Annotated in this window: 21 protein-coding genes; 8 read left to right on the top strand and 13 right to left on the bottom strand. The window is 67.1% G+C overall.

Going from position 1 to position 23,636, the window contains the following annotated elements:
* Positions 1-12: 12 nt before the first annotated feature.
* The 4 genes from DN387_RS18890 to DN387_RS18905 all read right to left on the bottom strand — a co-directional run bounded on the left by DN387_RS18890 (position 13) and on the right by DN387_RS18905 (position 6,476).
* Positions 13-2,235, bottom strand: a complete 2,223-nt coding sequence (locus DN387_RS18890; RefSeq protein ID WP_236171662.1) for a TonB-dependent receptor — start codon at positions 2,233-2,235, stop codon at positions 13-15.
* Between the two features lie 240 nt (positions 2,236-2,475).
* Positions 2,476-4,914, bottom strand: a complete 2,439-nt coding sequence (locus DN387_RS18895; protein WP_054916132.1) for a TonB-dependent siderophore receptor — start codon at positions 4,912-4,914, stop codon at positions 2,476-2,478.
* Positions 4,915-4,998: 84 nt separating this feature from the next.
* Entirely contained in the window at positions 4,999-5,973 is a 975-nt protein-coding gene (locus tag DN387_RS18900) for a FecR domain-containing protein (RefSeq protein WP_054916066.1), read from the bottom strand.
* Complete coding sequence (locus tag DN387_RS18905) at positions 5,970-6,476, bottom strand: sigma-70 family RNA polymerase sigma factor (protein ID WP_043860201.1); 507 nt, start codon at positions 6,474-6,476, stop codon at positions 5,970-5,972. The genes DN387_RS18900 and DN387_RS18905 overlap by 4 nt, the downstream gene beginning before the upstream one ends.
* Positions 6,477-6,608: 132 nt before the next feature.
* Between DN387_RS18905 and DN387_RS18910 the strand changes: the two genes are divergently transcribed.
* The gene (locus tag DN387_RS18910; RefSeq protein ID WP_043860196.1) at positions 6,609-7,055 is read left to right on the top strand and encodes a GNAT family N-acetyltransferase; all 447 of its coding nucleotides are present in this window, start codon (positions 6,609-6,611) and stop codon (positions 7,053-7,055) included.
* Between the two features lie 79 nt (positions 7,056-7,134).
* On the opposite strand, the gene DN387_RS18915 is transcribed toward DN387_RS18910, so the two are convergent.
* The 3 genes from DN387_RS18915 to DN387_RS18925 all read right to left on the bottom strand — a co-directional run bounded on the left by DN387_RS18915 (position 7,135) and on the right by DN387_RS18925 (position 11,559).
* A complete protein-coding gene (locus DN387_RS18915; RefSeq protein WP_043860195.1) occupies positions 7,135-7,686 on the bottom strand; it encodes a DUF4174 domain-containing protein in 552 nt (183 codons plus the stop codon).
* A gap of 243 nt (positions 7,687-7,929) precedes the next feature.
* Positions 7,930-10,290 carry a DNA polymerase II gene (locus DN387_RS18920; RefSeq protein WP_054916068.1) on the bottom strand — a complete coding sequence of 787 codons (2,361 nt, stop codon included), beginning with the start codon at positions 10,288-10,290 and terminating at the stop codon, positions 7,930-7,932.
* 54 nt (positions 10,291-10,344) lie between these two features.
* Positions 10,345-11,559, bottom strand: a complete 1,215-nt coding sequence (locus DN387_RS18925; RefSeq protein ID WP_054916069.1) for an MFS transporter — start codon at positions 11,557-11,559, stop codon at positions 10,345-10,347.
* 117 nt (positions 11,560-11,676) lie between these two features.
* Between DN387_RS18925 and DN387_RS18930 the strand changes: the two genes are divergently transcribed.
* The 5 genes from DN387_RS18930 to DN387_RS18950 all read left to right on the top strand — a co-directional run bounded on the left by DN387_RS18930 (position 11,677) and on the right by DN387_RS18950 (position 15,282).
* Positions 11,677-12,630 (top strand): LysR family transcriptional regulator, encoded by a 954-nt coding sequence (locus tag DN387_RS18930; protein WP_080922829.1) that lies wholly within the window; start codon positions 11,677-11,679, stop codon positions 12,628-12,630.
* Between the two features lie 36 nt (positions 12,631-12,666).
* Positions 12,667-13,353, top strand: a complete 687-nt coding sequence (locus tag DN387_RS18935) for a hypothetical protein (RefSeq protein ID WP_043860192.1) — start codon at positions 12,667-12,669, stop codon at positions 13,351-13,353.
* An 83-nt stretch (positions 13,354-13,436) separates the two neighbouring features.
* Complete coding sequence (locus DN387_RS18940; protein ID WP_043860191.1) at positions 13,437-14,135, top strand: AzlC family ABC transporter permease; 699 nt, start codon at positions 13,437-13,439, stop codon at positions 14,133-14,135.
* Positions 14,132-14,455: an AzlD domain-containing protein gene (locus DN387_RS18945; RefSeq protein ID WP_054916070.1), complete on the top strand. Its 324-nt coding sequence runs from the start codon at positions 14,132-14,134 to the stop codon at positions 14,453-14,455. Before DN387_RS18940 ends, DN387_RS18945 begins: the two co-directional genes overlap by 4 nt.
* The gene (locus tag DN387_RS18950; RefSeq protein WP_054916071.1) at positions 14,452-15,282 is read left to right on the top strand and encodes an AraC family transcriptional regulator; all 831 of its coding nucleotides are present in this window, start codon (positions 14,452-14,454) and stop codon (positions 15,280-15,282) included. The genes DN387_RS18945 and DN387_RS18950 overlap by 4 nt, the downstream gene beginning before the upstream one ends.
* 69 nt (positions 15,283-15,351) lie before the next feature.
* Here DN387_RS18950 and DN387_RS18955 read toward each other — a convergent pair whose 3' ends face one another.
* The 5 genes from DN387_RS18955 to DN387_RS18975 are packed head-to-tail and all read right to left on the bottom strand — an operon-like array spanning position 15,352 to position 19,793.
* The gene (locus DN387_RS18955; protein WP_054916072.1) at positions 15,352-16,104 is read right to left on the bottom strand and encodes an ABC transporter permease; all 753 of its coding nucleotides are present in this window, start codon (positions 16,102-16,104) and stop codon (positions 15,352-15,354) included.
* Positions 16,104-17,303, bottom strand: coding sequence for an ABC transporter substrate-binding protein (locus DN387_RS18960; RefSeq protein WP_054916073.1), 1,200 nt, complete (start codon positions 17,301-17,303; stop codon positions 16,104-16,106). Before DN387_RS18960 ends, DN387_RS18955 begins: the two co-directional genes overlap by 1 nt.
* On the bottom strand, positions 17,269-18,117 hold the full coding sequence (locus DN387_RS18965) for an ABC transporter ATP-binding protein (protein ID WP_043860186.1): 849 nt from the start codon (positions 18,115-18,117) through the stop codon (positions 17,269-17,271). Before DN387_RS18965 ends, DN387_RS18960 begins: the two co-directional genes overlap by 35 nt.
* Positions 18,114-19,181 carry an acyl-CoA dehydrogenase family protein gene (locus DN387_RS18970; protein ID WP_054916074.1) on the bottom strand — a complete coding sequence of 356 codons (1,068 nt, stop codon included), beginning with the start codon at positions 19,179-19,181 and terminating at the stop codon, positions 18,114-18,116. Before DN387_RS18970 ends, DN387_RS18965 begins: the two co-directional genes overlap by 4 nt.
* A 51-nt stretch (positions 19,182-19,232) precedes the next feature.
* Positions 19,233-19,793 carry a carboxymuconolactone decarboxylase family protein gene (locus tag DN387_RS18975; RefSeq protein WP_043860184.1) on the bottom strand — a complete coding sequence of 187 codons (561 nt, stop codon included), beginning with the start codon at positions 19,791-19,793 and terminating at the stop codon, positions 19,233-19,235.
* 106 nt (positions 19,794-19,899) lie between these two features.
* Between DN387_RS18975 and DN387_RS18980 the strand changes: the two genes are divergently transcribed.
* Together DN387_RS18980 and DN387_RS18985 are read left to right on the top strand one after the other, a co-directional pair.
* Positions 19,900-20,811, top strand: a complete 912-nt coding sequence (locus DN387_RS18980; protein WP_043860183.1) for an AraC family transcriptional regulator — start codon at positions 19,900-19,902, stop codon at positions 20,809-20,811.
* 127 nt (positions 20,812-20,938) lie between these two features.
* Positions 20,939-22,564, top strand: coding sequence for a methyl-accepting chemotaxis protein (locus DN387_RS18985; protein ID WP_043860182.1), 1,626 nt, complete (start codon positions 20,939-20,941; stop codon positions 22,562-22,564).
* A 53-nt stretch (positions 22,565-22,617) separates the two neighbouring features.
* Here the strand turns inward: DN387_RS18985 and DN387_RS18990 are convergent, their stop codons facing one another.
* Complete coding sequence (locus DN387_RS18990; RefSeq protein ID WP_054916075.1) at positions 22,618-23,586, bottom strand: LysR family transcriptional regulator; 969 nt, start codon at positions 23,584-23,586, stop codon at positions 22,618-22,620.
* Between the last annotated feature and the right edge of the window lie 50 nt (positions 23,587-23,636).

Here is a 23,636-nt window from a genome sequence, read left to right on the forward strand (position 1 = left end):
GCAAGAGCGACCTCAGAACCGCGTCGTGGCACTCACCCCGAACGTCCTGCGATCCCCCCGCGCATCCCACGCCACATCGAACGGCAGCGGCACGCTGTCGGTCTTGTACTGCTTGTCGGTGAGGTTGTTCACGTAGGCGGTGAAGTCCAGGTCATACTGCCCGCCCACATGGTACGTGGCGCTGGCATTGCCCAATGTGTAGCCACCCTGCGACACGCTGTGGTCGGCCTGCGCGGTGGGCAGAAAGAAGATCCGGCTCTGGTAGCGCCAGTCGGTGCCCAGGGTGATGTCGTCGCCGTTCTCCAGCGCAATGCGATAACTGCCCCCCACCGCCAGCGTGCGCGACGGCGAACGTGCAATGCGGTTGCCCGAGTAGTCCACACCCCCCGACTCGAAGTCCTGCAACTCGGTATGCAGCAGCCCCAGCGAGCCATGCAGTTCCAGGTTGGCCAAGGGCAGCGCCTGCAACTCGAACTCGGCACCGCGTATCACGCCCTGGCCGCTGTTGGTCAGCAACGACACCACCTGCCCGTTGCGCACCGACACCGCGTTCACCTGGATGTCCGAATAGTCGTAGTAGAACACGTTGGCATTGGCGATCAGGCGCTCGTCGAACCACTCGCTCTTGACCCCCAGTTCGTAGGCGTCGACGTTCTCCGGGGCCACCACCGAGGCCTCGGCCTGCACCTGCGCCCCGCCGCTGAAGCCGCCGGAACGAAAGCCCTTGGCATAACGAAAGTACACCCGCGCGTTGTCGTTGAGCTGGTATTCGGGGGTGAAGTCGTAGGTCAGCTTGTTCCAGGTGCGTTTCTCGTCCTGCACCACCGTGGTCGCCAGCGGCCCGCTGTAATGCTTCCACCAGTCGTTGCGGTTGCTGAAGTCGACACTGGCAGCATCCGGCGCGGCCACCCGGCGCAGGTCGATGTCCTTGGTTTCGCGGGTCCAGCGCAGGCCGGCGGTGAAGCTCAGGTCGTCGGTGGCCTGCCAGGTGCTGCTGCCGAACAGCGCGAAGCTGTCGGTCTTCTGGTCGATGTCGGTACGCCCGAAGTCGGCCACGCCGAAGGCCTGGTTGTAGGCTTCGGGGAACAGCGCATTGCTGTTGTGGCTGTCGAGCTGTTCGTGGAACAGGTGGGTGCCGACGATCCAGCTCACCGGCTGGTTCTTCGCCGACGACAGGCGCAGCTCCTGCGATACCTGCTTCCAGCGGTCGTCGTTATAGCCACGGCCGAACTCGTAGATGCTCATGTTCGGGCTCTGGGCCTTTTCGTGCACGTCGTCGAAGGCGGTGATCGAGTCCAGCTGCAGCTCGCCCAGGTCCCACTTGAGCGCCAGTTGCAGGCCGTTGTGCTCGATGCGGTCATCGGCCTTGCCGGTGAAGGCGACCTTGTCGGAGGCAGGCTTGGGCGCGGGCCCGAACAGCGTGCTGCCGCCCGGCCCGGCACCCCAGGCGCGGGCCACGATACCTTGCCCCTTGTAGTCACGGGCGTGCAGCTGCAGGGTGGCCTGCAGGTCGTCGTTGACCTGGGCCAGCAGTTGCAGGCGCAGGGCCTGGTCGTGGATGTCGCCGGCAGTGTGGCCATCGACCTCGTTCTTGAGCTGGCCGTCGCTGCTCTGGTCGATGAACGCCACCCGCGCGGCCAGGCGGTCCTTGACCAGGGTATCGCCGTAGGCACCTTCGTACAGGCGCGAATTGTAGTTGCCCAGGTCGAGCTTGAAGTAGCCGTTGGCGCCGTCTTCGAAGCTTGGCTTGCGCGACACGAAGTTGATCGCGCCACCGGTGGTGTTCTTGCGCCACAGCGTGCCTTGCGGGCCGCGCAGCACCTCGACGCGCTCCATGTCGTAGAGCGGGAAACCGGTGGCCACGTGCGGGTCGATGTACACGTCATCGGTATAGATGCCCACCGGGTACACGGTGGTCGAGGCCATGTCGCCCGAGCCCATGCCGCGGATGTACCAGCGCGGGCGCTGGTGCCCGGCGAACTCGGGGGCGATGGCGTTGGGCACGTTCTGCAGGGCCTTGCCGGCACTGAAGCCGCCGCCGCTGCGGTCGATCTGGCGGTCACTGACCACCGAGATCGCCGAGGGTACGTCCTGTACCGACTCTTCGCGCTTCTGCGCGGTCACGGTGACGGTGGGCAAGGCGTCGGCGGGCGGTGCGGCGGCAAGCGCAGCGGCGCCGTGCAACGTGGCGGCAATGGCCAGGGCAAGGGGTAGATAGGCGGTAGGGGCAGGCATGGCGGGGGTTCCGATAAGTCAGGGTAAGCGGACTATCGCAAGCAGCGTGCCAATGCTTTATGTAGTTGAATTATATGAATTTTATGAATTATTCGAACAGCGGCTGCTGACCAGGCAACAGTGTGGCAGCAGCGGGTTGTGTGCTGGGCATCAGGGCTGCTGCGCAGCCCATCGAGGTTCAAGCCCGCTCCCAAAGTGATCACCGCCACCCTGCAAGAGCGGGCTTGACCCGCGAAGCTTTTACCAGTCGTAGGTCAACTCAAGCGCCGCCGTACGCTCCTGACCGTAATAGCAGCCAAACGCATATACGCACGTCGACACATACTCCCGGTCGAACAGATTCTGCACGTTCAGGCTCGCCTGCAGGCCTTTCAACCCCAGCTGCGCCAGGTCGTAGTTGATCGTTGCGTCATACACCACGAACGACGGTGTCTTGAAGGTGTTCGCCGAGTCCCCGTAGTTCTTGCCGGTGTACCTGGCCCCTGCCCCTACTGTCAGCCCGGCCAGGCTGTCGTCGAAATGCCAGGCCACCCAACTGCTGGCCGACCACGGTGCCTGCGCCGCGTTGCGGTTGCCCTCGTCGCCGTCGGCGCTCTTGGTGCGGAACGAATCCAGGTACGACAGCGCCAGCAGCAGGTCCACCTGCCCCACGCTGCTCTTGGCCTCCAGTTCGATACCGCGCGAGCGAATCTCGCCATCCTGGGTCTGGTACATCGGGTCGTCGCGGTCGGTGGTCAGCACGTTCTTCTGCTTGATCTGGTACACCGACGCCGTGATCAGGGTGTTGTCCTGCGGCTGGTACTTGACCCCCACTTCATACTGCTCGCCCTCGATCGGCTTGAACGAACTGGCACCACGCGCCGGTGAGCTCTTGCCCACCGACGGCATGAACGATTCGGCATAGCTCACATAGGGCGCCAGGCCGAACTCGGTGACGTAGGTCAGGCCCACTCGCTTGGTGAACTTCTTGTCCTTCTGCGGCACCTTGCGCTCTGCCGGGCTTTGCGCCAGCAGGTCGCGGTTCTCGACCTCGGCCCAGTCCTGGCGCCCGCCCAGGGTCAGGATGAAGCGGTCGAAGCGGATCTGGTCCTGCACGTACAGGCCGGTCTGCTTCACCGTGTTGTCCCACTTGGTGGTCAGGGTCGGCACGCCGTCGGTGTGGTAGTTGGTGGGGTTGTACAGGTCGATGATCTCGGCGTTGTAGAGGTTGTAGCCCTGGTAGCGACGGGTGAACTTGCGGTAGTCCACGCCGCCCAGCAAGGTGTGCTCCAGCGCCCCGGTGCTGAACGTGCCCTCCAGGTTGTTATCGATGCTGTAGGTGGTGTTGTGCTGGCGCCAGTCCAGCTTGGTGCGGGTGGCGCGGGTATCGTCGACCACGCCGTTGGCATCGGTGACGAAGCGGTTCAGGTAGAAGCCGCGGTAGCGATCGTTGACGTCGATGTAGCGTGCACTCTGACGAAACTTCAGGTTGTCGTTGAACACGTGCGACAGGTCGTAGCCGAACACCTGCTGGTCGCGGGTGTAGGCGTTCCAGTCGCTGTCGCCCAGGAACACGTCGCGGTCGATATGCTGGCCGCGGCTGTTGCGATACAGCGTGCCGATGACCGGCAGCGCCTGATAGTCCGCCGCGCCCTTGTCGCGCTGGATCTGCGCGTAGGCGGTGAACTCGGTCTGCTCGTTTGGCGCCCAGGTCAGGCTCGGCGCGATCAACGTGCGCGACTCGTCGGCATGCTCGACCTGCTCGTTGCCGCTCTTGGCCAGGCCCACCAGGCGGTAGCTCAGGGTCTTGTCGGCGTCCAGCGCACCGCCCACATCGAAGGCACCCTTGACCCGGTCATAGCTGCCATAGCTGAGCTTGACCTGATGATGGTCCTCGGTGCCCGGGCGCTTGGACACCAGGTTGATCATGCCGCCCGGCTGGTTCTGGCCGTACAGCACCGAAGCCGGGCCCTTGAGCACTTCGATGCGTTCAAGCAGGTAGGGGTCGATCTGCGGCGCGCCGCCCAGGCTGCCGGCATACGGCAGGTAGGCGCCATCCAGGTACAGCAGGGTCGGCGCAAAGCCGCGGCTGCCGATCTCGTCGGCGATGGTGTTGCGGTCGGTGTAGCCGTTGGTACTCAGCCCCGGCGTATAGCGCAACGCCTGGGTCAGGTTGCGAGCGCCCTGGGTCTGCACTTGGGCGGCGGTGACCACGTTGACTGCCTGGGGGATTTCGAGGATCGGCGTGTCGGTCTTGGTGGCCGTGGCGCTGCGGGTGGCCACGTAACCTTCCACCGGGCCGCGCGCGTCTTCCAGGCTGCGGCCATCGATGGCGGTGGGCGCCAGGTTGAGCGCGGCGCCATCGCTCAACGGGTACAGGCTCCAGGTGCCGCCGCGGGTGCTGCCCAGCCCCAGGCCAGTGCCGGTCAGCGCCTGGCGCGCGGCCTGTTCGGCAGTGAAATTACCGCGTACCGCAGCGGCACGCTTGCCCTCCAGCAGCGCCGGGCTTACCGACAGGGTGTGCCCGCCTTCGCGAGAGATACGGCTGAGCGTCTCGCCCAGCGGCCCGGCCGGCAGGTCGAAACGGTGCACGACACTGCTGGCCGCGATGGCGTTGTCGGCCTGCGCAGGCATCGTCGACAGCGGGCCAAGGGCGATGGCCAGGGCCAGCAGCCCTGGGCGGAAAGTCATGTGTGACATGGTGGCAAGGTGCTCGTTGTAGGTTGGCATTCAACGAGCAAGACCGACGAAAACGCCAACCCCCTCACACCGGGTGCAAAAAAATCAGCGCGCCTCTATTCGGGTCAGCCAGCCGCCGTACTGCTCCAGGCGAATCGGCAAGGTCTCGGCCAATGCGTGCAGGGTGGCATCGCTGTCATCCAGGCTGAACACCCCGAACACCCGCACCTGCGCCGCCTGCGGGCTTGTGCGCAGCAGCCCCGGACGATAGCGGCGCAGCACTTCGACCACCTCGCCCAAGGGCTCGTCGTGTACCACCAGTTGCCCGCTCTGCCAGTCGGCGCGGCTGCGCAGCGACACTGCTTCGGGGTGGATACCCTGCGCATCGAAACGCGCCGCCTGGCCCTCTTCGACAACGCTGCTGGCGCCCCCACGGGTGGTCAGTCGCACGCTGTGCTGCTGCACTGCCACCAGGCTGTGGTCACGGCTCTGGCGCACCAGGAACTGCGTACCCAAGGCACGCGCCTCGCCGTGCGCCGTGGCAATCACGAAGGGCCTCGCGGCATCGGCCGCCACCCTTACCAGCACCTCACCTTCACGTATCAGCACACGGCGCTGCGCAGCGTCGAAGCGAATGTCCACGGCGCTGCGCGCGTTGAGCAACAGTTCGCTGCCATCGGCCAGGGTCACGCGCTTGCGCTCACCCGTGGCACTGTGCAGATCGGCAAACAGGCCTTCGAGCGGTGTCAGACGGTTGGCGATGCCGCCTGCACCCAGCCCCAGCAGCAGCATCGCCAGGCCGCCACCCAGCACCTTGCGCCGGCCGTGCACGGGCGCCGCCAGCAAGCTGCGACTGGCGGCCTGGCGCTGGCCGGGGCTGCGCGCCTCGGCTTCTTCGAGGCTGGCCAGCGGCTGGCTGAGCAGTGCATTGACCCGCTGCCAGGCGTGGCGGTTGGACGGGCTGGCCGACAGCCAGGCTTCGAAGGCCTGATGCCGCGCATCGCCGGGCGGTACCGACTCCAGCCGCAGCAACCAGTCGACCGCCGCCTGGGTGGCCGAATCTACCTTGGGCACGCTCATGGGCCCACCACGCTCAGGCAATGCACAAAGGCGCGGCGCAGATCGCGCTCCACCGTCGCCAGCGACACGCCCAGTTGCTCGGCTATTGCCGGCTGCGACAGGCCTTCCAGACGATGCAGCACGAACGCCTGGCGCACCCGCAGCGGCAGGCCCGCCAGCAGACGGTCGATGCTCTCGATGGCCTCGCGCACCAGGGCCAGGTCTTCTTCAGAGGGGCTGAAGCTGTCGGGCAGCAAAGCCAGCTGCTCCAGGTAGGCGCGCTCCAGGCTACGGCGGCGCCACAGGTTACGCAGCAGATGGCGCGCCACGGTGGCCAGGAAGGCCCGGGGCTGCTCCAGCTGTGGCAACTGCTGCGAGCCCAGAGCGCGCACGAACGTGTCCTGGGTCAGGTCGGCGGCATCCTGCGGGCAGTGCAACTGGCGATACAGCCAGCCGCGCAGCCAGCGGTAGTTGTCGCTGTAGAGCGCGGTGAACAGGGCGTTGGGGTCTGAAGGCGTGGGCACGCTGGGCAAATCCGACACGAATGGTAATTTGTCTCATTATCATGTTGATGTTTTGCCGTGAAAGCAATGCTGCCCTGCGACAACGCCTTGATTTAAGGTAGGCGCTTGCTGCCACCCACCAGGAGCCTGCCGATGATCCGCCCCGCCACCGCCCACGACGTTGCACCTGTACAGGCACTGATCGAGGCTGCCTATGCGCTGTACATTCCACGCATCGGTGCCAGGCCGGGGCCGATGCTGGAGGATTACGCCGCGCTGATCGCCCAGGGTCGGGTCGAGGTGTTCGAAGAGCAAGGTCAGGTGCTCGGTGTGCTGGTGCTGATCGCCCAGGCCGATGGCCTGTTGCTCGACAATGTCGCGGTAAGCCCGGCCGCTCAGGGCCGCGGGCTGGGGCGACAACTGATGGCGCATGCCGAAGCGCGGGCCCGGCAGCTGGGGCTGGAGGTGGTGCGGCTGTACACCAATGAAGCGATGAGCGAAAACCTGGGGCTGTATGAGCGGCTGGGTTATCGCGAAACCCACAGGGCCGAGCAGGCGGGGTTTCGGCGGGTGTTCATGGAGAAGCGGCTGGGCGACTGAAGTGCCTGGCCGGCAAGGCCGACGCCTACAGGCGTAGCGCTGAACCTGTAGGCGCCGGCCTTGCCGGCGAAGGGTGGTCTCAGTCTTCCAGCGGCTTGGGCGGCGCAGCCGGCTTGGCGGGCTTGGCCGGTTTGGCATGCTTGCCCGGCTTGCCCTCTGGCGCAGGCTCGGCGGCGGGCGCTGCGACCGTCGGCGCCACAATGGCCTTTTCACTGGCCGGCAACTGGTCGACCGCCGCGAAGATCTGCTCCGGCTCCACCGTGCCGTCATGCTCGATGATGTGCTTCTCGCCGTCCTTGCCCACCAGTACCACCTGGGTGCCCTTGCGCGCGCCCAGGCTGAGTTCGCGAATCAGCGCCATGGTGGTCTGCTGCTCGAGGTTCTTGTCGTCACGCTTGCCGACCATGCCCGCCACACTGTAGAGCACCAGGTTGCGCTCCTCGAACTTGCTCTTGGTCGCCGGGTCCTTGAGGGCCTCGTTCAAGGTGCGCAAGGTCGGGTCGGCGGTGCTGGGGGCAATCACGATCAGGGGTCTGGACTTGCCCAGGTCAACGGCCAGGGGCGCGTCATCGGCGAGCAGCGGGCTGGCGACTGCCAGCAGGGTGGCGAAGGTCAGTGACCGAACAAGCATGTGCATCTCCTTCTTGTTTCCATGCACCAAAGACTACAGATCAAAGCGAAAGATCCGAGCGAGCCTAAACGACTGCCCGCGTGTGTGGACGTTTACAAAAGTAACTTTCGGTTTCAAGGGTAGCTGTGCATGTGCAGAGGATAGCTGAAGGTCAGGGATGTGTCGGGCTACTGGCCCCTTCGCCGGCCAGGCCGGCTCCTGCAGGTTCGCTCAATGGTGGTGTGCAGGGGCGCAACAGCCCCATCAGAACAACCCCATCTGCCGATCGATCAGGGTGCTGAAGTCATCCCCCACAAACGGCAGTATCGCATCGGCCACCGGCTGCAGTTGCCGGGTCAGGTAATGCTCGTAGTCGATGCCGTTGCGCCGGTTTTCCAAAGGCTCGGGCCCGGCCAGGGTCATCACGTAGCTGATCCACCCGCCATTCTGGTACTGGCGTGGCCGCCCCTGGCTGTCGTTGAACTCGTCGGCCATGCGCGCCGCCCGCACATGCGGCGGCACGTTGCGCTGGTAGTCGTCCAGGGGCCGGCGCAGGCGCTTGCGGTAGACCAGCTGATCGTCCAGCTCCCCGGCCAGGGTGCGCTGCACGTAGTCCTTCACATAGGCCTGGTGCGGCCTGCGCTCGAAAATGCGCTGGTACAGCTCCTGCTGAAAGTGCTGGGCCAGCGGCGACCAGTCGGTACGCACGGCCTCCAGGCCCTTGTAGACCATCTCGTCGGGCCCGCCCTCGCGGTGCACCAGGCCCGCATAGCGCTTCTTGCTGCCCTCCTCGGCACCGCGGATGGTGGGCATCAGAAAGCGCTTGTAGTGGGTTTCGTACTGCAGCTCCAGCGCACTGTCCAGGCCGTACTCATCGCGCAGGTGCTCGCGCCACCACTGGTTGACCTGCTGCACCAGGGCACGCCCGATCTCCCCGGCCTGCGCCTCGTCATGGGCCCGCTTGAGCCACACGAAGGTCGAGTCGGTATCGCCGTAGATCACCGTGTAGCCCTGGGCCTCGATCAGCTCGCGGGTACGGCGCATGATCGCGTGCCCGCGCATTGTGATCGACGACGCCAGGCGCGGGTCGAAAAAGCGGCAGCCACTGGAACCAAGCACCCCGTAGAAGGCGTTCATGATGATCTTCAGCGCCTGCGACAGCGGCGCATTGTGCTCGCGCTTGGCCTGCTCGCGGCCCTGCCACACGCGCTCGACGATGGCCGGCAGGCAATGCCGGGTGCGCGAGAAGCGTGCGCCGCGAAAACCCGGCACCGAGTGTTCGTCATCCGGCTCGCGCAGGCCCTCGACCAGGCCGATGGGGTCGATCAGAAAGGTGCGGATGATCGACGGGTACAGGCTCTTGTAGTCCAGCACCAGCACCGACTCGTACAGGCCGGGGCGCGAATCCATCACGAAGCCGCCGGGGCTGGCCTCGTCCGGGCGCCCGCCCAGGCTTGGGGCGACGAAGCCCTGGCGGTGCATCAGCGGTATGTACAGGTGACAGAACGCCGCCACCGAACCGCCGCTGCGGTCGGCCGGCAGGCCGGTGACCGTGGCGCGTTCGAGCAGAAAGGTCAGCAGCTCGGTCCTGGCGAAGATGCGCGTGACCAGCTCGCAGTCCTTGAGGTTGTAGCGCGCCAGGGCCGGCTTGTCCTCGGCGAACATGCGGTTGATTTCGTCCATGCGCTGGTACGGCGTATCGATGGCCTTGCCTTCGCCGAGCAGGGTCTGGGCGACGTTCTCCAGGCTGAACGAGGGGAAGCTCCAGGTCGCCGACCGCAGCGCCTCGATGCCGTCGATGATCAGGCGCCCTGCAGCGGCGGCAAAAAAGTGCGTGCGGCTGCCGTGCTCGCGCCATTCCATCACCTCGCCGCCGCGCCCCAGGCGCAGCGGCACCTGCAACTGCTGGGCATGGGCGTGCAGCACGCGCAGGTCGAACTGCACCAGGTTCCAGCCGATGATCGCGTCGGGGTCGTGCCGGGCCATCCAGTCGTTCAGGCGCTCCAGCAGCTGGGCACGGCTGGCGCAGTACTCCAGGTCGAAGTCCACGCCACTGGCGTCGCCGTTGGCCGGGCCGAGCATGTACACCTGGCGCTGGCCACAACCTTCCAGGGCAATCGAATACAGCTCGCCGCGCTCGGTGGTCTCGATGTCCAGCGACACCAGGCGCAGGTTCGGCCGGTAGTCCGGGGCCGGCTTGAGCTGGGCGTCGAGCAGCAGGCCGTCGGCATCGGGGCGGCCGCTGAACGTCACCGGGGCAGTGATGAAGCGCTCCATCAGGTAGCGCTCGGGCGGGCGGATGTCGGCTTCCAGCAGGTCGACGCCCGCGGCGCGCAGGCGTTTTTCCAGCTGCATCAGCTGGCGATGCTGGCGGCAGTACAGGCCCAGCACCGGTCGGTGGCGGAAGTCGCACAGCGCCAGCTCGCGCAGCTCGACGTCGCGTTCGGTGCGCAGCACCGCCTCGACATGGGCACGCTGGGTGGCGGCGACGAACGCCACCGACGTCTGCACGGGCAGGCGCAACTGGCGCGGGCCCTGGTCGGTCGCCAGCCAGAACTCCACGCATGTGCCCTCTGGCGTATCCCGCCAGTGCCGGGTCAGGACAAAGCCCTGTTGAACCTCCACCGCTGCAACCTCGTACCCCTGTCAATGCGCCGATTCTACCTGATAGTGCCGGGCTTACCCGGCATTGCGCCGCCCCAGCGGAAAACCGTGCCGGTGCGAACGCAGGGTCAGGGTCAACGCCAGCCCCACCAGCGCCAGCAGCAGCCACGGGAAACTCTGCACGCCCCAGTGGCTCAGCAGCACGCCGCCCACCAGCCCGGCCACGGCGATGGCCAGGTTCCACACGGTGACGATCATCGACTGCGCCACGTCCGCGCCCTCGCCCGCCGCATCGGCACTGGCGGTCTGCAGCAGGGTGCCGGCGCCGCCGAAGCTCAGGCCCCACAGCGCCACACTGAAGTACACCAGCAGCGGCGCACCGGTAGCCAGGCCCAGCAGCACCGACGCCACGCCGAAACCGACCAGGCTGCCCAGCACCAGCCGGCGCAGGTGGCGGTCGATCAGCACGCCCACCACGCCAATCCCCACCAGCGCGGCGCAGCCGAACAGCAGCAGTACCGGGCCGGTGCTGCCGGCCATGCCGCCGGCCTGCAGAAACGGCACGATGTAGGTGTACAGCACGTTGTGCGCCAGCACCCAGGTGAAGATCACCGCCAGCACCGCGCTCACCCCGGGGGTGGTCAGCACCTGACCGATGGCGGCACGCCTGCCGGCCGGCAGGCCGTCGAAGTCCGGCACGCTGAGCAGCACCCAGCCCATCAGCACCAGGGTCGCCAGCGACACCAGCACGAAGGTGCTGCGCCAGCCCAGCAGGTCGCCCAGCCAGGTGCCCGCCGGCACCCCCAGCGACAGCGCCAGGGGCGCGCCGATCATGGCCACCGCCATCGCCCGGCCCTGCTGGCTCACGCTGACCATGCGCCGTGCGTACCCGGCGATCACGCCCCACGCCAGGCCGGCCGCCACCCCGCACATGAAGCGCGCCGCCAGGGTCAGGCTGTAGTGCTCGGACACCGCCGTCACCGTGTTGAACACGCCGAAGCCGAGCACCGCCAGCATCAGCACCCTGCGTCGGCGCCAGCCCTGGGTCAGGGTCACCAGCGGGATCGCCGCCAGCAGCGAGCCCAGCGCATAGGCCGTGACCAGTTGCCCGGCCATCGCCTCGCTGACCTGCAGGCCGCTGGCGATGTGCCCCAGCAGGCCGGCCGGCAGGGTCTCGGTGAGAATCGCGATGAAACCGGCCATCGACAACGCCAGCAGGCCGGACAACGGGAACGCCGGTTCGGCCTCCACCCCTGCTGCGGCCTGGGCCGGGCAACTGCTCTGGGACATGGTGCAAACTCCTGAAATAAAAAAGTAACTGCACGGTAATCCTTCCCGCCACTGCGGAAAAAGACGGGTAGAATTCCGCACAATCCGGACACACCTGTCCGCAATCGGAGAACGACCATGGACAGCCTCAGCGGCTTCGTGGTGTTTGTGAAAGTGGCCGAAACCCGCAGTTTCGTGGCCGCCGGCAAGGCCCTGGGGGTCAGCGCCTCGGCGGTGGGCAAGCGCGTGGCACGGCTGGAGAGCCGGCTGGCGGTACGCCTGTTCCACCGCAGCACCCGCAGCATCACCCTCACTGCCGAGGGCGCGCTGTTTCTGGAGCGCAGCCGGCGCATCCTGGCCGAAATCGAAGCCACCGAAGCCGAGCTGTCCCAGGCCAGCCAGGCCCCGCGCGGCAAGCTGCGGGTGAGCCTGCCCCAGGTCAGCAGCATGATCGTGCCGCTGCTCAGCGACTTCATCGGGCAGTACCCGCAGATCGAACTGGACCTGGACTTCAGCGACCGCATGGTGGATATCGTCGGCGAAGGTTTCGACGTGGTACTGCGCGCCGGCGAACCCTCCGATTCGCGTCTCAATGCCCGCCGCCTGGGCGACTTCCGGCATGTGCTGGTGGGCTCGCCGGCCTACTTCGCCGAGCACGGCACACCGCGCCATCCCAGCGAGCTGGCCCGTCACGCCGGGCTGCACTACCGCTTCCTGACCACCGGCAAACTCCAGCGCTGGCCACTGCGCCGCGCCGACAACGGCGCCGACCACGAGGTGCCGGTGTCGATGGTGTGCAACCACCTGGAAACACGCATCTGCTTTGCCATGCGCGGCCACGGTATCGCCTGCCTGCCGGACTTCACCATCACCCAGCAACTGGAACGCGGCGAATTGGTGACGGTACTGGATGAACACCTGGACCACGGCGGTTGTCTGTACCTGTTGTGGCCATCGGGGCGACAGATGTCGCCCAAGCTGCGGGTATTCATCGACTTCATGGAGCAACGGCTGTTTGCCCCGGTGCCGCCAACCGCTAGAATGCCGACCCAGGAGCCCCACCCAACCATGGATAGCCGGATACCGACATGACCAGCGCTGCCCTTTTTTCGCGGATGGAACGTTAACGTGTTTTCTGCCTGTCGCTACATCAGCCTGCTCTGTCTGCTGCCCGCCCTGGCCCTGGCCGATGAGGTGCGCATCGACCCCCACGCCGACCTGCTGTACCGCCAGGCCCTGCCGTTTCTGGAGCAGGCCGATGCACGCAGCCGTGCCCTGCCACTGACCCCCGAGCCCGGCGACCAGGAGCTGATCGGCGAGGTCGAGGCGCTGGGGCGCATCCTGGAACCGGCGGTGGCGCTGCTGCGCAAGGCGGCCGAACTCGACCACCCGGTGGCGCAGTACCGCCTGGCGCTGTTCTACATCACCTACCTGCCGCAGAACGACATCGCCAGGTCCGCCTGCCCGCTGCTCGAAGCCAGCATTCGCCAGGGCTTCGCCCCGGCCGCCCTGGGCATCACCACCTGGTGCCCGGCCTTCAGCGACAGCGCCGACTACCGCCAGGCGCTGGAACGCATACCGCTGAACAACACCCTGTACGCCCCCTATTACCCGCAGCCGGCGGTGCGCCTGGAATGCAATCGCCAGCAGCCCCAGGGGCTGAACATGCAGTGGGGGCGCCAGCGTGACTTCCAGGCCGAGGTCTACCGCCTGCTGGGCACCATCGACCCGGGCCAGCGCCTTACCTACTACCAGAAGGCCGTCGACATCAACGGCTGCCTGCCGGCGCAGCGACGCCTCACCAGCCAGCGCTGAAGTACGCGGGCACCGCAAGATCGTACAAGGCAAGCGCCCACGGCTCTGGCATCCTGTGCAACCGACCCCAAGCGTGTGTTGTCATGTCCCGTTCTGCCGTTGCCCGCACTGCCTACATCCAAGGCTCGATCGCCTGCCTGCCGCTGTCGCTGGCGGTGGCCCCCTGGGGGCTGCTGGCCGGTTCCATGGCCATCGAGGCCAACCTCACCCCGCTCGAAGGCCAGGGCCTGTCGGCCATCGTGTTCGCCGGCGCCGCGCAACTGGTGGCCATCGGCATGCTCAAGGGCGGCGCCAACCTGTTCTCGATCCTGCTCACCACCCTGCTGCTGACCTCCCAGCACCTGCTGTACGGCCTGTCGATGCGCCCGGTGATCGCCGACCTGCCGCTGCGCTGGCGGCTGGGCCTGGGCTTTCTGCTGACCGACGAATTCTTCGCCCTCACCAGCCAGTACGACCGCCAGCAGTTCAACCGCTGGTACGCGCTGGGCGTGGGCCTGACCTTCTACATTGCCTGGAACCTGTTCACCCTGGCCGGCATCGTGCTGGGGCGCAACATCCCGCACCTGGACCAGCTGGGCCTGGACTTCTCCATCGTCGCCACCTTCGTGGCGCTGATAGCGCCGCTGGTACGCAACCTGGCCACCGTGGTGTGCGTGGCCGTGGCCCTGTTCAGCTCGGTGCTGTTCAGCTACTGGCACTGGGAAACCGCGCTGGTGCTGGCCGGGCTGCTGGGCATGAGCGCAGGCTTCATCTGCCAGAAACTGACCGGAGCACGCACATGATCATGCTGCTGATCGTTGCCATGGGCCTGCTGGTGTTTCTCAACCGCTACGCCTTTCTCGAACCCCGCCTGCCGTTGCGCCTGAGTTCCAATGCGCGGCAGTTCCTGGGGTTTGCCGTGCCGGGCATGCTCACCGCCATCTGCGGGCCGATCGTGTTCATGCCTGACCACCAGCTCGACCTGAGCCTGGCCAACCCCTACCTGCTGGGCGCGGTCGTGGCCGTCGTGCTGGTGCTGTGGACCCGCAGCGTGCTGCTGAGCATGTTGCTGAGCATGGGGTTGTTCTTCGTGCTGCGCTGGTGGTTGAACGGCGCCCCATGAAAACCGTGCTGCGTGAACAGACCCGCCTGTGGCAGGCCCAGGCGCTGGGCGACATCGAGATGCTGCATGCGCGCTACGTGCAGCAGCGCTTCGCCCCGCATGTGCACGAAGGCTACGTGATCACCATCATCGAGTCCGGTGCACAGCGCTTCTGGCACCGTGGCAGCGAGCACCTGGCGCCCGAGGGCAGCATGGTGCTGATCAACCCGGACGAGCTGCACACCGGTGCCAAGGCGCATGCCCATGGCTGGCGCTACCGTGGCTACTACCCCGAGCAGGAGCGCATCACCTCGGTGCTGGACGAGCTGGAGCTCAAGCGCGGCGGCCTGCCCATCTTCAAGGCCAGCGTGCTGCACGACCCGCAGCTGGCGCGTGCCTTCAGTGGCTTGCACAGCCTGGCCGAGCATGGCGCCAGTGCGCTGGAGCAGCAGACCGCGTGGCGCGAGGCGGTGTTGCTGCTGGTGCAGCGTCATGCCGGGGCGCGCGAGGCGCGGGCACCGGGGCAGGAGCCGCAGTCGGTGGCCAGGGCCAAGGAGCTGATGGAAAGCCGGCTGGCCTACCCGCCGTCGCTGGAGGAGTTGGCGGTTGCGGTGGGCTTGTCGCCGTTTCATTTTGCCCGGGTGTTTCGCCAGGCTACCGGCCTGCCGCCGCATGCCTGGCTCAAGCAGCGCCGGCTGAGCCGTGCGCGGGAACTGCTCAAGGCTGATTGCCTGCCGTTCAACGTTGCGTTTGCGCTGGGGTATTCGGACCAGAGTCATCTGAACCGGCAATTCAAGCAGGCGTATGGCGTGACGCCGGGGGAGTATCGGCGGGCGTGTTCGGTGTGAGGTGCCGGGCTGCCCCCACGACCTGGAGCCAATGCAGGAGCCGGCCTTGCCGGCGAAGGGATCAGCCCCTCACCCATGCACCCAGCGCCGATGCAGCCCTCGCGCCAGTGCATCCAGCATGAAGCCCAGCACCCCGATCACCAGCACCATCGCCATCAGCTCCGAGTACGCCAGCCGGTCGCGGGTATCCAGAATGAAATACCCCAGCCCCGCACTCACCCCGAGCATCTCGCACGGCACCAGCACGATCCACAATATGCCGATGGCCAGCCGCACGCCGGTCAGCACATGCCCCACCACCCCCGGCAGGATCACCTTGCGCAAGGTCTCCCAGCGCGTGGCGCTCAGGCTGCGGCTCAACTGCAACCAGCGCGGGTCGAGCTGACGCACACCCGCCGCCGTGTTGAGCAAGATCGGCCACAACGCGGCAAACGCCAGCAGGAAGTAGATCGGCGCATCACCCACCCCCATCAGCATCACCACCACCGGCATCCACGACAGCGGCGAGATCATGCGCAGGAACTGGAACGCCGGGGTGGTCGCCGCGTCCAGGCGCCGGTAGCTGCCCACCAGCAAACCCAGCGGCACGCCCACCAGCAACGCCAGCACCAACCCCACCAGAATGCGCTTGAGGCTCACCGCCACATGCTCGTACAGCTCGGCATGCCCCAAAAGCTCCAGCAGGCTGGCAAAGGTGGCCTGCGGCGCAAACCGCAAGGCCAGCCCGTCACCGCCGAACAGCACGATCCCACCCCACCACAGCAACAACAGCACCAGCAGCCCGGCGATACCCAGGGCCGCGTGTTTGACTGGCTTGACCATCAGACCGCGAACTCCTCGCTGCGCTCGAAGCTGTCGGGCAAGCCGAAGGCCTTGAGCCCGCCGACGGCACCGATGGCGTTGCGCACGAAGCGGTCATCCACCAGGTCGCGGGCGGTCTGTTGCGGGTCCAGTGCGGCCAGGAAGCCCTTGTCGCCTTCGATCAGGGTGTCCTTGAGGCGGCGCACCAGTTCCTCGGTGTAGCTGGGGAACGGGTACGGCTGGAAGTCGATGCGCTGCTCGTCCCACTGCGCATGCCGGATCGCCCCGCTCTGCACATACTGTTCGCGGCTGTCGGCAGCCGGCGTGAGCACCCGGCCCAGCACCTCGGGGGCATGCGGGGTATAGCGATTGGCGCCACTCTTGGACAGCAGCTGCGCCGCCTCGGCGCGGTGGTCGCGGGTCCACAGCTGGGCCTTGACGATGGCGTTGACCACCTTCTGCGACCACTCGGGGCGGTTGTTCAGGTCGTGCTCGTGCATGAACACCACGCAGCATGCATGGTTGCGCCACACGTCCCCGGTAAAGCGCTGCACGCGCCCGACCTTGAGTTCCTCGGCCAGGGCATTGAACGGCTCGGCGACGATGTAGCCGGCAATGCGCTTGCTGGCCAACGCCGGCGGCATGTCCGAAGGCGGCAGTACCACCAGGTTGACCTCGTTGGCCGCCACCGCAGCCGTAGCCGCCCGCGACACCGGCTCCAAGCCGTTATCACGGAACAGTTGCTGCACCACCACGTTGTGAATGGAGTACCAGAACGGGATCGCCACCGTCTTGCCGCCCAGCTGCTTCACCTCGGTGATGTCCGGGGCCACGGTCAGCCCCGAGCCGCCCACGTGGTTCCAGGCCACCACCTTGGCCGGCACCTTGCTGCCGTAACGCGCCCACACGGTCATCGGCGACAGCAGGTGGATCACGTTGACCTGCCCGGAAATGAACGCCTCGATCACCTGCGCCCAGCTGCGCAGCAGCACCGGGCGCTCGGCCTTGATGCCCTCGGCCTCGAACAGGCCGTTGTTGTGCGCCACCAGCAACGGCGTGGCGTCGGTGATCGGCAGGTAGCCGATGCGCACCGGCGCATCCGGCTCGGCGGCGGCACGCGCCTGCAGGCTGCTCAGCAGCGGCATCGCACCGGCGGCACTGAGCACCGCGCTGAGTTTGAGAAAATCACGACGAGTGTGGGTGAAGTCGTCCAGGCACATGGGCAGTCTCCGACGGCGTAGGCAAAGAATCGGTTGGGGAAGTGTGGGTGCGGCTCGCCCGCCGAAGGGTCTTGAGAATCTCGATGCGCAACGCGCCCAGCGCCTCGACCTGCTGCTCACGCGGGTGCGCCAGGTCGATGGGCCATTGGCCGAGGGTCCGCGCCGGGTGGTCGCCCAGTAGCAGGATGCGGTCGGACAACAGCAGGGCCTCGTCGATATCGTGGGTGATCAGCACCGCAGCGGTGCCGTGTTCGGCGATCACGCTCAGCAGCAGTTGCTGCATGTCGGCGCGGGTCACTTCGTCCAGCGCGCCAAAGGGCTCGTCCAGCAGCAGTACATGGGGCTGGCGCGCCAGGCAGCGCGCCAGCGCGGTGCGCTGGGCCATGCCGCCGGACAACTGCGCCGGGTAATGCTGGCGTGCATGCTGCAGGCCCACGGCGGCGATCGCATGGTCGATGCGCGCCTCGCGCTCGGCCTTGGCCAATCGCGGCTGGCGAGCGAAATCCAGGCCGAAGGCGACGTTGCTTTCCAGGCTCAGCCAGGGCAGCAGGCTGGGGTCCTGGAACGCCACCGCCACCCGTGGATGCGGGCCGTCCAGCGGCTCGCCGAGCAGGCTCACGCGACCATCGCGCGCCGCCTGCAAGCCGGCCAGTACCCGCAGCAGGCTGGACTTGCCCACCCCGCTGGGGCCCAGGATCGACACCACTTCGCCCGGCGCCAGGTCCAGGTCGAAGCCTTCGAGCAGGGTTTGCCAGCCCTGTTCGCGGGCGTAGCCCAGGCTGATACCGCGGGCCTGCAGTACCACCTTGCTCATGCTGCGCGTGCCTGGCGTTGCAGCTCGGCGCGCAGTTGCACCAGGCTCGGGGTCACGATCGGCACGAACGCCGACTCGCGCCAGCGCCGCGCAAAGCCTGCGCCGTACTCGCTCAGATAGGCCTTGCCGCCGCTGGCCTGCAGCTCCAGTTGCAGCGCCTCGCCAACAATCTCGGCCAGGCTGATGCGCACCTTGAACAGCGACGCCGGGTTGCCCAGGAAGCGCCCGTCGAGCAGGCCGGCCTTGAGCTCGCTCACCACATCGGCCAGCAGCTCGCGCTGCGCCTCGAGGGTTTCAGCCAGCACCGAACGCACCCCCTGCAGGTGCCCCTGCGCTTCCTGCAAGGCGCGCCGCGCCAGGCCGATGGCCATGCCGCACTGCAGGCCCAGGAACGCCGGGCGCACCGCCGGCAGGAACTGCCGGGCATCCTCATGCAGCAGCCAGTCGCGGCCCAGGGCCACCTGATCGAAATCCAGCGCGGCGGTATTGCTCGACTGCAGGCCCATCAGTTGCAGGTCGGGGGAGCGCTGCACCCCCGCGATGCCGTCGGGGATCGCCACCACGAACGGTGCACCGCCTTCGGCGCGGTCGATGGCGGCGGCCACCACGAAGCCGCCCTTGCGCAGGTTGGTGACCCAGTGCAGGCGCCCGTTGAGCGCCCAGCCCTGCTCGCCGCGCGCCGTGGCGCTGACCTGCAGCGACTCGATGCCGGACAGAAACTTCATTGCGTTGGAGAGCCCGGTGGCACCGGCCAGCTCACCGCTGAGCAACGACGGCAGCAGGCGCTCGCGCAGGGCGCTGTTGGGGCTGTGCAGCAGGTATTCGATAAAGGCCCGCTGGCCCCAGAACACGAAGGCGGCGGCCAGCGAATAGCTGGCAACGCTGGCCACGGTTTCCACGGCGTCGGCCACACTGGCGCCGCTGCCGCCCTGAAGCGGGTCCACACCCACACCCAGCACCTTGGCTGCGGCCAGTTGCCCCAGCACCTGCTGCGGGTCGCACCGGCCCTGGTCGAGCGCCTCGGCATTGGCCTCCAGCCAGTGCTGCAATACGGGATCAAGCATGTTCTTTCCTCCTTAGAACAGGGCGCCAGCCACACACTGGCGCCACGGGGCTCACTGAGCGTCGGCCTGCCAGCGGTACTTGGCCAGCTCGTCATTGAGCGGCGTGCGCGCAAACACGTTGGCGAAATTGCACAGCGTGGCCAGGCTCACCCCCAGGATAACTTCCAGGGCATGGCCTTCGGTGTAACCGGCCTCGCGAAACTCAGCGTAGGTGGCATCGCTCACATTGCCACGGGTGGCAATCACTTCGCGGGCAAACTTCGCCAGGGTTTCGAGCCTGGGCGATGGTAACTCGCCGCGCGCACGCAGGGCCTGCACCACTTCTTCGGGCAGCTTGGCCTTGTTCAGCGCCACCGCCGTATGGCCGGCCACGCAGAAGTCGCAGCCGTGCTGGGTGGCGGCAATGAGCTGCACCACTTCGCGCTCGGCCAGGCTCAGCTCGGCCTTGCCATTGAGCGCCGAAACCGTCACATAGGTTTCCAGCGCGGCCGGCGCGTTGGCCAGCACGCCCAGCAGGTTGGGAATGAAGCCGGAATTCTTCTGCGCGTTCTCCAGGAACGGGCGCGCGGCTTCCGGGGCGCTTTGCACGGTGTGTAGAGTGATGCGTGACATGGCGTGGTCTCCTGCATACTGAAGGTGTTCGCCAAGTCTGTTGGTTATAAGAAAACCGATCCATATTCTACAGTCGCGATTACTTGCTCCAGAGTGTTTCCATTAGATGATTTCTTCCAGCGTTTTGGTCGATTGGTTATTAGAGCGTCTGGAACTGGACGCCAGCCTGTTCCATGTGGGGCGCTACTGCGGTGGCTGGCACGCCAGCACCCAGGGCCTGGCCCGGGCCAGCTTTCACGTGGTGGTGCAGGGCCACTGCTGGCTGCACATCGACGGCCAGCCCGAGCCGCAGCGGCTGGAGGCCGGCGAGGCGGTGTTCCTGCTGCGCGACCTGCCCTATCGCCTGTCCGACAGCGCCGACAGCGACACCGCGCGCTGCCAGCCGCGCATCCCGATGCAGGCGCTCGACAGCCAGGCGGCGGATGGCGTGGGGCTGGTGTGCGGGTTCTTTCACTTCCAGCCGGGGCTGTCGTCGCTGATGGCCGAGTCGCTGGCCGACTGGATCATCCTGCGCACCGGCGACCCGTCGCTGCAGGCGGCGCGGGCGCTGTTCGAGCTGATCCTGGAGGAATGCCAGCGCACCCCCGCACCCTCCTCCACCCTGCTGGAGCGCCTGAGCCAGTTGCTGTTCTTGTACGTGCTGCGCCAGCAGGTGAGCGACAACCAGGACCTTGGCGGCCTGGTCGCCCTGGCCCGTCACCCGGCGTTCGCCCCGCTGCTGGAGCAGTTGATCGAACACCCCGAACAGCCCTGGTCGCTGGAGAGCATGGCCGCCTGCACAGGGCTGTCGCGCTCGGCCTTCTTCAAGCGTTTCAACGAGCTGGCCGGCCAGTCGCCGGGCCAGGTGCTGCTGGCGCTGCGCATGCGTCACGCCTGCCAGTTGCTCAAGGCCAACAACACCGTCGAGCAGGTCTGCGCAGCGGTGGGCTATCAGTCCATCGCCGCCTTCACCCGGGCGTTCGGCAAGGCCATCGGCGTGCAGCCCGGCGCCTACCGCCGCCAGCACGAGGGCCGCTGAAACAAAGGCTGTGCGGTAATCGAACAGAACCCGTCGTCGCCCCCTAAAGTCATGCGCCGCGCCTCCGATAGCAGCCTACCCACCGCACAGAGTGGGGGTATTTTTTACTGCCAGGAGTAATGCCCGCATGCTTGCCGACCTCAAGATCCGCACCGGAATGTTCTGGGTGCTGCTGCTGTTCAGCGCCACCCTGCTGTTTTCCACCGTCAGCGCCTGGCGGGCGGCGGTGGGCAGCGACGCGCAGATCAACGAGCTGGACCAGACCGCCCAGCAGTCCGACCGCCTCAACAACGCGCTGCTGATGGCGATTCGCGCCAGTGCCAACGTGTCGTCGGGCTTTATCGAGCAGCAAGGCGGCCACCTCGACAGTGCCAAGGCGCGCCTGGCCATGTCGCAAAAGCTGCTGGGCGACAGCCAGGCGCTGGTCGACGCCTTCGTCACCAACACCCATGAGCCGGCGCAAAAGGCCCTGGCCCAGGACCTGCAGCGCACCTTCGCCGACTACGCCAACGCCGTGGCCGGGCAGCGCGCCGCCACGCTCAAGGGCTCGCTGGACGACTACTTCACCGTCAACGTGGATGCCGGCAACGCCATGCGTGCCCTGCAGGCGCTGCGCCAGCAACTGGTGGCAGCCCTGGCCGAGCGCAGCCGGCAGATCATGGCCGAGTCCGACCAGCGCCTGGCCACGGCCCAGTGGCTGAGCGTGCTGCTGGGGCTGTTGACCCTGGTGCTGGCCGCCGTGTGCTGGGCCTTTATCGTCGCCCGTGTGCTGCGCCCGCTGCGCGAGGCCGGCGTGCATTTTCAGCGCATTGCCGGGGGCGACCTGAGCGTGCCGGTGACGGTACGCAGCCACAACGAGATCGGCCAGCTGTTCGCCGAACTGGAGCGCATGCAGCACAGCCAGCGCGATACCCTGGGGCAGATCACCGCCTGCGCCACGCAGCTGTCCAGCGCCGCCCAGGCCCTGGACAGCGTGACCGAGCAGAGCACCCAGAGCCTGCGCCAGCAGGACCAGGAGCTGGAACAGGCCGCCACGGCGGTTACCGAGATGACCACGGCGGTCGAGGAAGTGGCGCGCAATGCGGTGTCCACCTCCCAGGCGGCCAGTGCCTCCAATGCCTTGGCCGAACAGAGCCGCCAGCAGGTGGCCGACAACATCGACGGCACCCAGGCCATGGCTCGCGAAGTGGCGATCAGCGGCGAGCGCCTGCAACAGCTGGCGGTGCAGATCCGCGAGATCGGCACGGTGCTGGAGGTGATCCGTTCAGTGTCGGAGCAGACCAACCTGCTGGCGCTCAATGCCGCCATCGAGGCGGCGCGTGCCGGCGAGGCCGGGCGCGGGTTTGCGGTGGTGGCCGATGAGGTCAGGACTCTGGCCTACCGCACGCAGCAATCGACCCAGGAAATCGAGCAGATGATCAACAGCGTGCAACAGGGCACCCAGGCGGCGGTGGACTCGATGCAGGCCAGTACCGGCCGCGCGCAGTCCACGCTGGGCATCACCCAGGCGTCAGGCCAGGTGCTGGAGGGCATCTACACGGCCATCGGCCAGATCAACGAGCGCAACCTGGTGATTGCCAGCGCGGCAGAGGAGCAGGCCCAGGTGGCCCGCGAGGTGGATCGCAACCTGCTGAACATTCGTGAATTGTCGGGCCGCTCGGCGGCGGGCGCCGAGCAGACCCGCGTCGCCAGCCATGCGCTGTCGCAGCTGGCCACGCAACTGACCACGCTGGTCACGCGTTTTATCGTCTGAGGTGCGGCGCCGGTTCGCCGGCAAAGCCGGCGCCTACAGGGCACCGCGCCCCTTCAGAACCACTCCCGACGCTCCTCGAACGCGGCCCGGATCATGGTCACCAGCACCTGCACCAACGCCGCCTGCGCCGCACGCTCATGCACCGCCAGCCACGCCGTGCGGCGCATCGGCGCCTCCAGCAACCCCGGCAATGCCAGCAAGCCACGGTCCAGCTGCGCCGCATAATGCGGCAGCAAGCCGATGCACGCGCTGCACTTGATCAACTGGCTGAACAGGTCGTAGCCCGGCACCCGCGTCACCCCCGCCTCGCGCTCGCTCAACAGGCGGTTCCACGGCGCCAGCGCCGCCACCTGGGCCTCGCCCTGCCACTGCACCAGCATGTAGTCGCGCAGGTCGTCCCGGCACACCGGCCGGTTGCTCTCGCGCGAATAGCGCTTGGCAATGTGCGGGTGATACTCCAGCTGCGCCAGGCGCGTCGGCGCCTCGCCGGCAAACCCCGGCAGCGGCACGCTGCCCGCCTCGTCATCGAGCCACAGCACCACATCGGCCTGCGCCAATCCCTGTGCATCCAGGCCGCTGACGTCCAGGCGGATCCCGGCGTTCTGGCGCACGAAGGCCACCAGGTTGCGCGCCAGAATGTCCTGCATGATCGGCTCGGCCACCGCCAGGCGCACCAGCACCGGCGCATCCAGCGCGGTCATGGCCTGTGGCTTGCTGCTCAGGCTCGACTGCAGCAACGCCTGCAACTGGCGCCCCTCGCGGCTGAGCACCAGGGCATGGCCGCGGTTGACGAACAATGGATACCCCACCCGCGCTTCCAACTGCGCCAGCTTCTTGCGCAACAGGGTGGACTTGAGGTTGAGGCTGCGCGCAGCCTGCATGAAGCAGCCGCACCGCGCACTGGCCAGAAAACAGCTGAGCATCTGCTCGTCCTGCACCCAGCCCAGCCCGGCCCGCACCTTGGCCAGCGGCTCGGCCGGCGGATAATCGGGCACGTAGTGCGGCATATCGAACATCGGCATCCTCGCCTCCTGCCGGGCCCCGGCCAGGGCCCGCTCTTCCTTGATCGACG

Source organism: Pseudomonas sp. FBF18 (assembly GCF_024261405.1).
GTDB classification, from domain to species: domain Bacteria; phylum Pseudomonadota; class Gammaproteobacteria; order Pseudomonadales; family Pseudomonadaceae; genus Aquipseudomonas; species Aquipseudomonas palmensis.

Coding starts and splice junctions, on each gene's coding strand:
- DN387_RS18910 (WP_043860196.1), top strand. CDS start 6,609: ATGATCCGCCCCGCCACCGCCCACGACGTTGCACCTGTACAGGCACTG.
- DN387_RS18890 (WP_236171662.1), bottom strand. CDS start 2,235: ATGCCTGCCCCTACCGCCTATCTACCCCTTGCCCTGGCCATTGCCGCC.
- DN387_RS18940 (WP_043860191.1), top strand. CDS start 13,437: ATGTCCCGTTCTGCCGTTGCCCGCACTGCCTACATCCAAGGCTCGATC.
- DN387_RS18915 (WP_043860195.1), bottom strand. CDS start 7,686: ATGCTTGTTCGGTCACTGACCTTCGCCACCCTGCTGGCAGTCGCCAGC.
- DN387_RS18990 (WP_054916075.1), bottom strand. CDS start 23,586: ATGCCGATGTTCGATATGCCGCACTACGTGCCCGATTATCCGCCGGCC.
- DN387_RS18895 (WP_054916132.1), bottom strand. CDS start 4,914: ATGTCACACATGACTTTCCGCCCAGGGCTGCTGGCCCTGGCCATCGCC.
- DN387_RS18925 (WP_054916069.1), bottom strand. CDS start 11,559: ATGTCCCAGAGCAGTTGCCCGGCCCAGGCCGCAGCAGGGGTGGAGGCC.
- DN387_RS18970 (WP_054916074.1), bottom strand. CDS start 19,181: ATGCTTGATCCCGTATTGCAGCACTGGCTGGAGGCCAATGCCGAGGCG.
- DN387_RS18930 (WP_080922829.1), top strand. CDS start 11,677: ATGGACAGCCTCAGCGGCTTCGTGGTGTTTGTGAAAGTGGCCGAAACC.
- DN387_RS18945 (WP_054916070.1), top strand. CDS start 14,132: ATGATCATGCTGCTGATCGTTGCCATGGGCCTGCTGGTGTTTCTCAAC.
- DN387_RS18975 (WP_043860184.1), bottom strand. CDS start 19,793: ATGTCACGCATCACTCTACACACCGTGCAAAGCGCCCCGGAAGCCGCG.
- DN387_RS18900 (WP_054916066.1), bottom strand. CDS start 5,973: ATGAGCGTGCCCAAGGTAGATTCGGCCACCCAGGCGGCGGTCGACTGG.
- DN387_RS18965 (WP_043860186.1), bottom strand. CDS start 18,117: ATGAGCAAGGTGGTACTGCAGGCCCGCGGTATCAGCCTGGGCTACGCC.
- DN387_RS18955 (WP_054916072.1), bottom strand. CDS start 16,104: ATGGTCAAGCCAGTCAAACACGCGGCCCTGGGTATCGCCGGGCTGCTG.
- DN387_RS18980 (WP_043860183.1), top strand. CDS start 19,900: ATGATTTCTTCCAGCGTTTTGGTCGATTGGTTATTAGAGCGTCTGGAA.
- DN387_RS18985 (WP_043860182.1), top strand. CDS start 20,939: ATGCTTGCCGACCTCAAGATCCGCACCGGAATGTTCTGGGTGCTGCTG.
- DN387_RS18950 (WP_054916071.1), top strand. CDS start 14,452: ATGAAAACCGTGCTGCGTGAACAGACCCGCCTGTGGCAGGCCCAGGCG.
- DN387_RS18960 (WP_054916073.1), bottom strand. CDS start 17,303: ATGTGCCTGGACGACTTCACCCACACTCGTCGTGATTTTCTCAAACTC.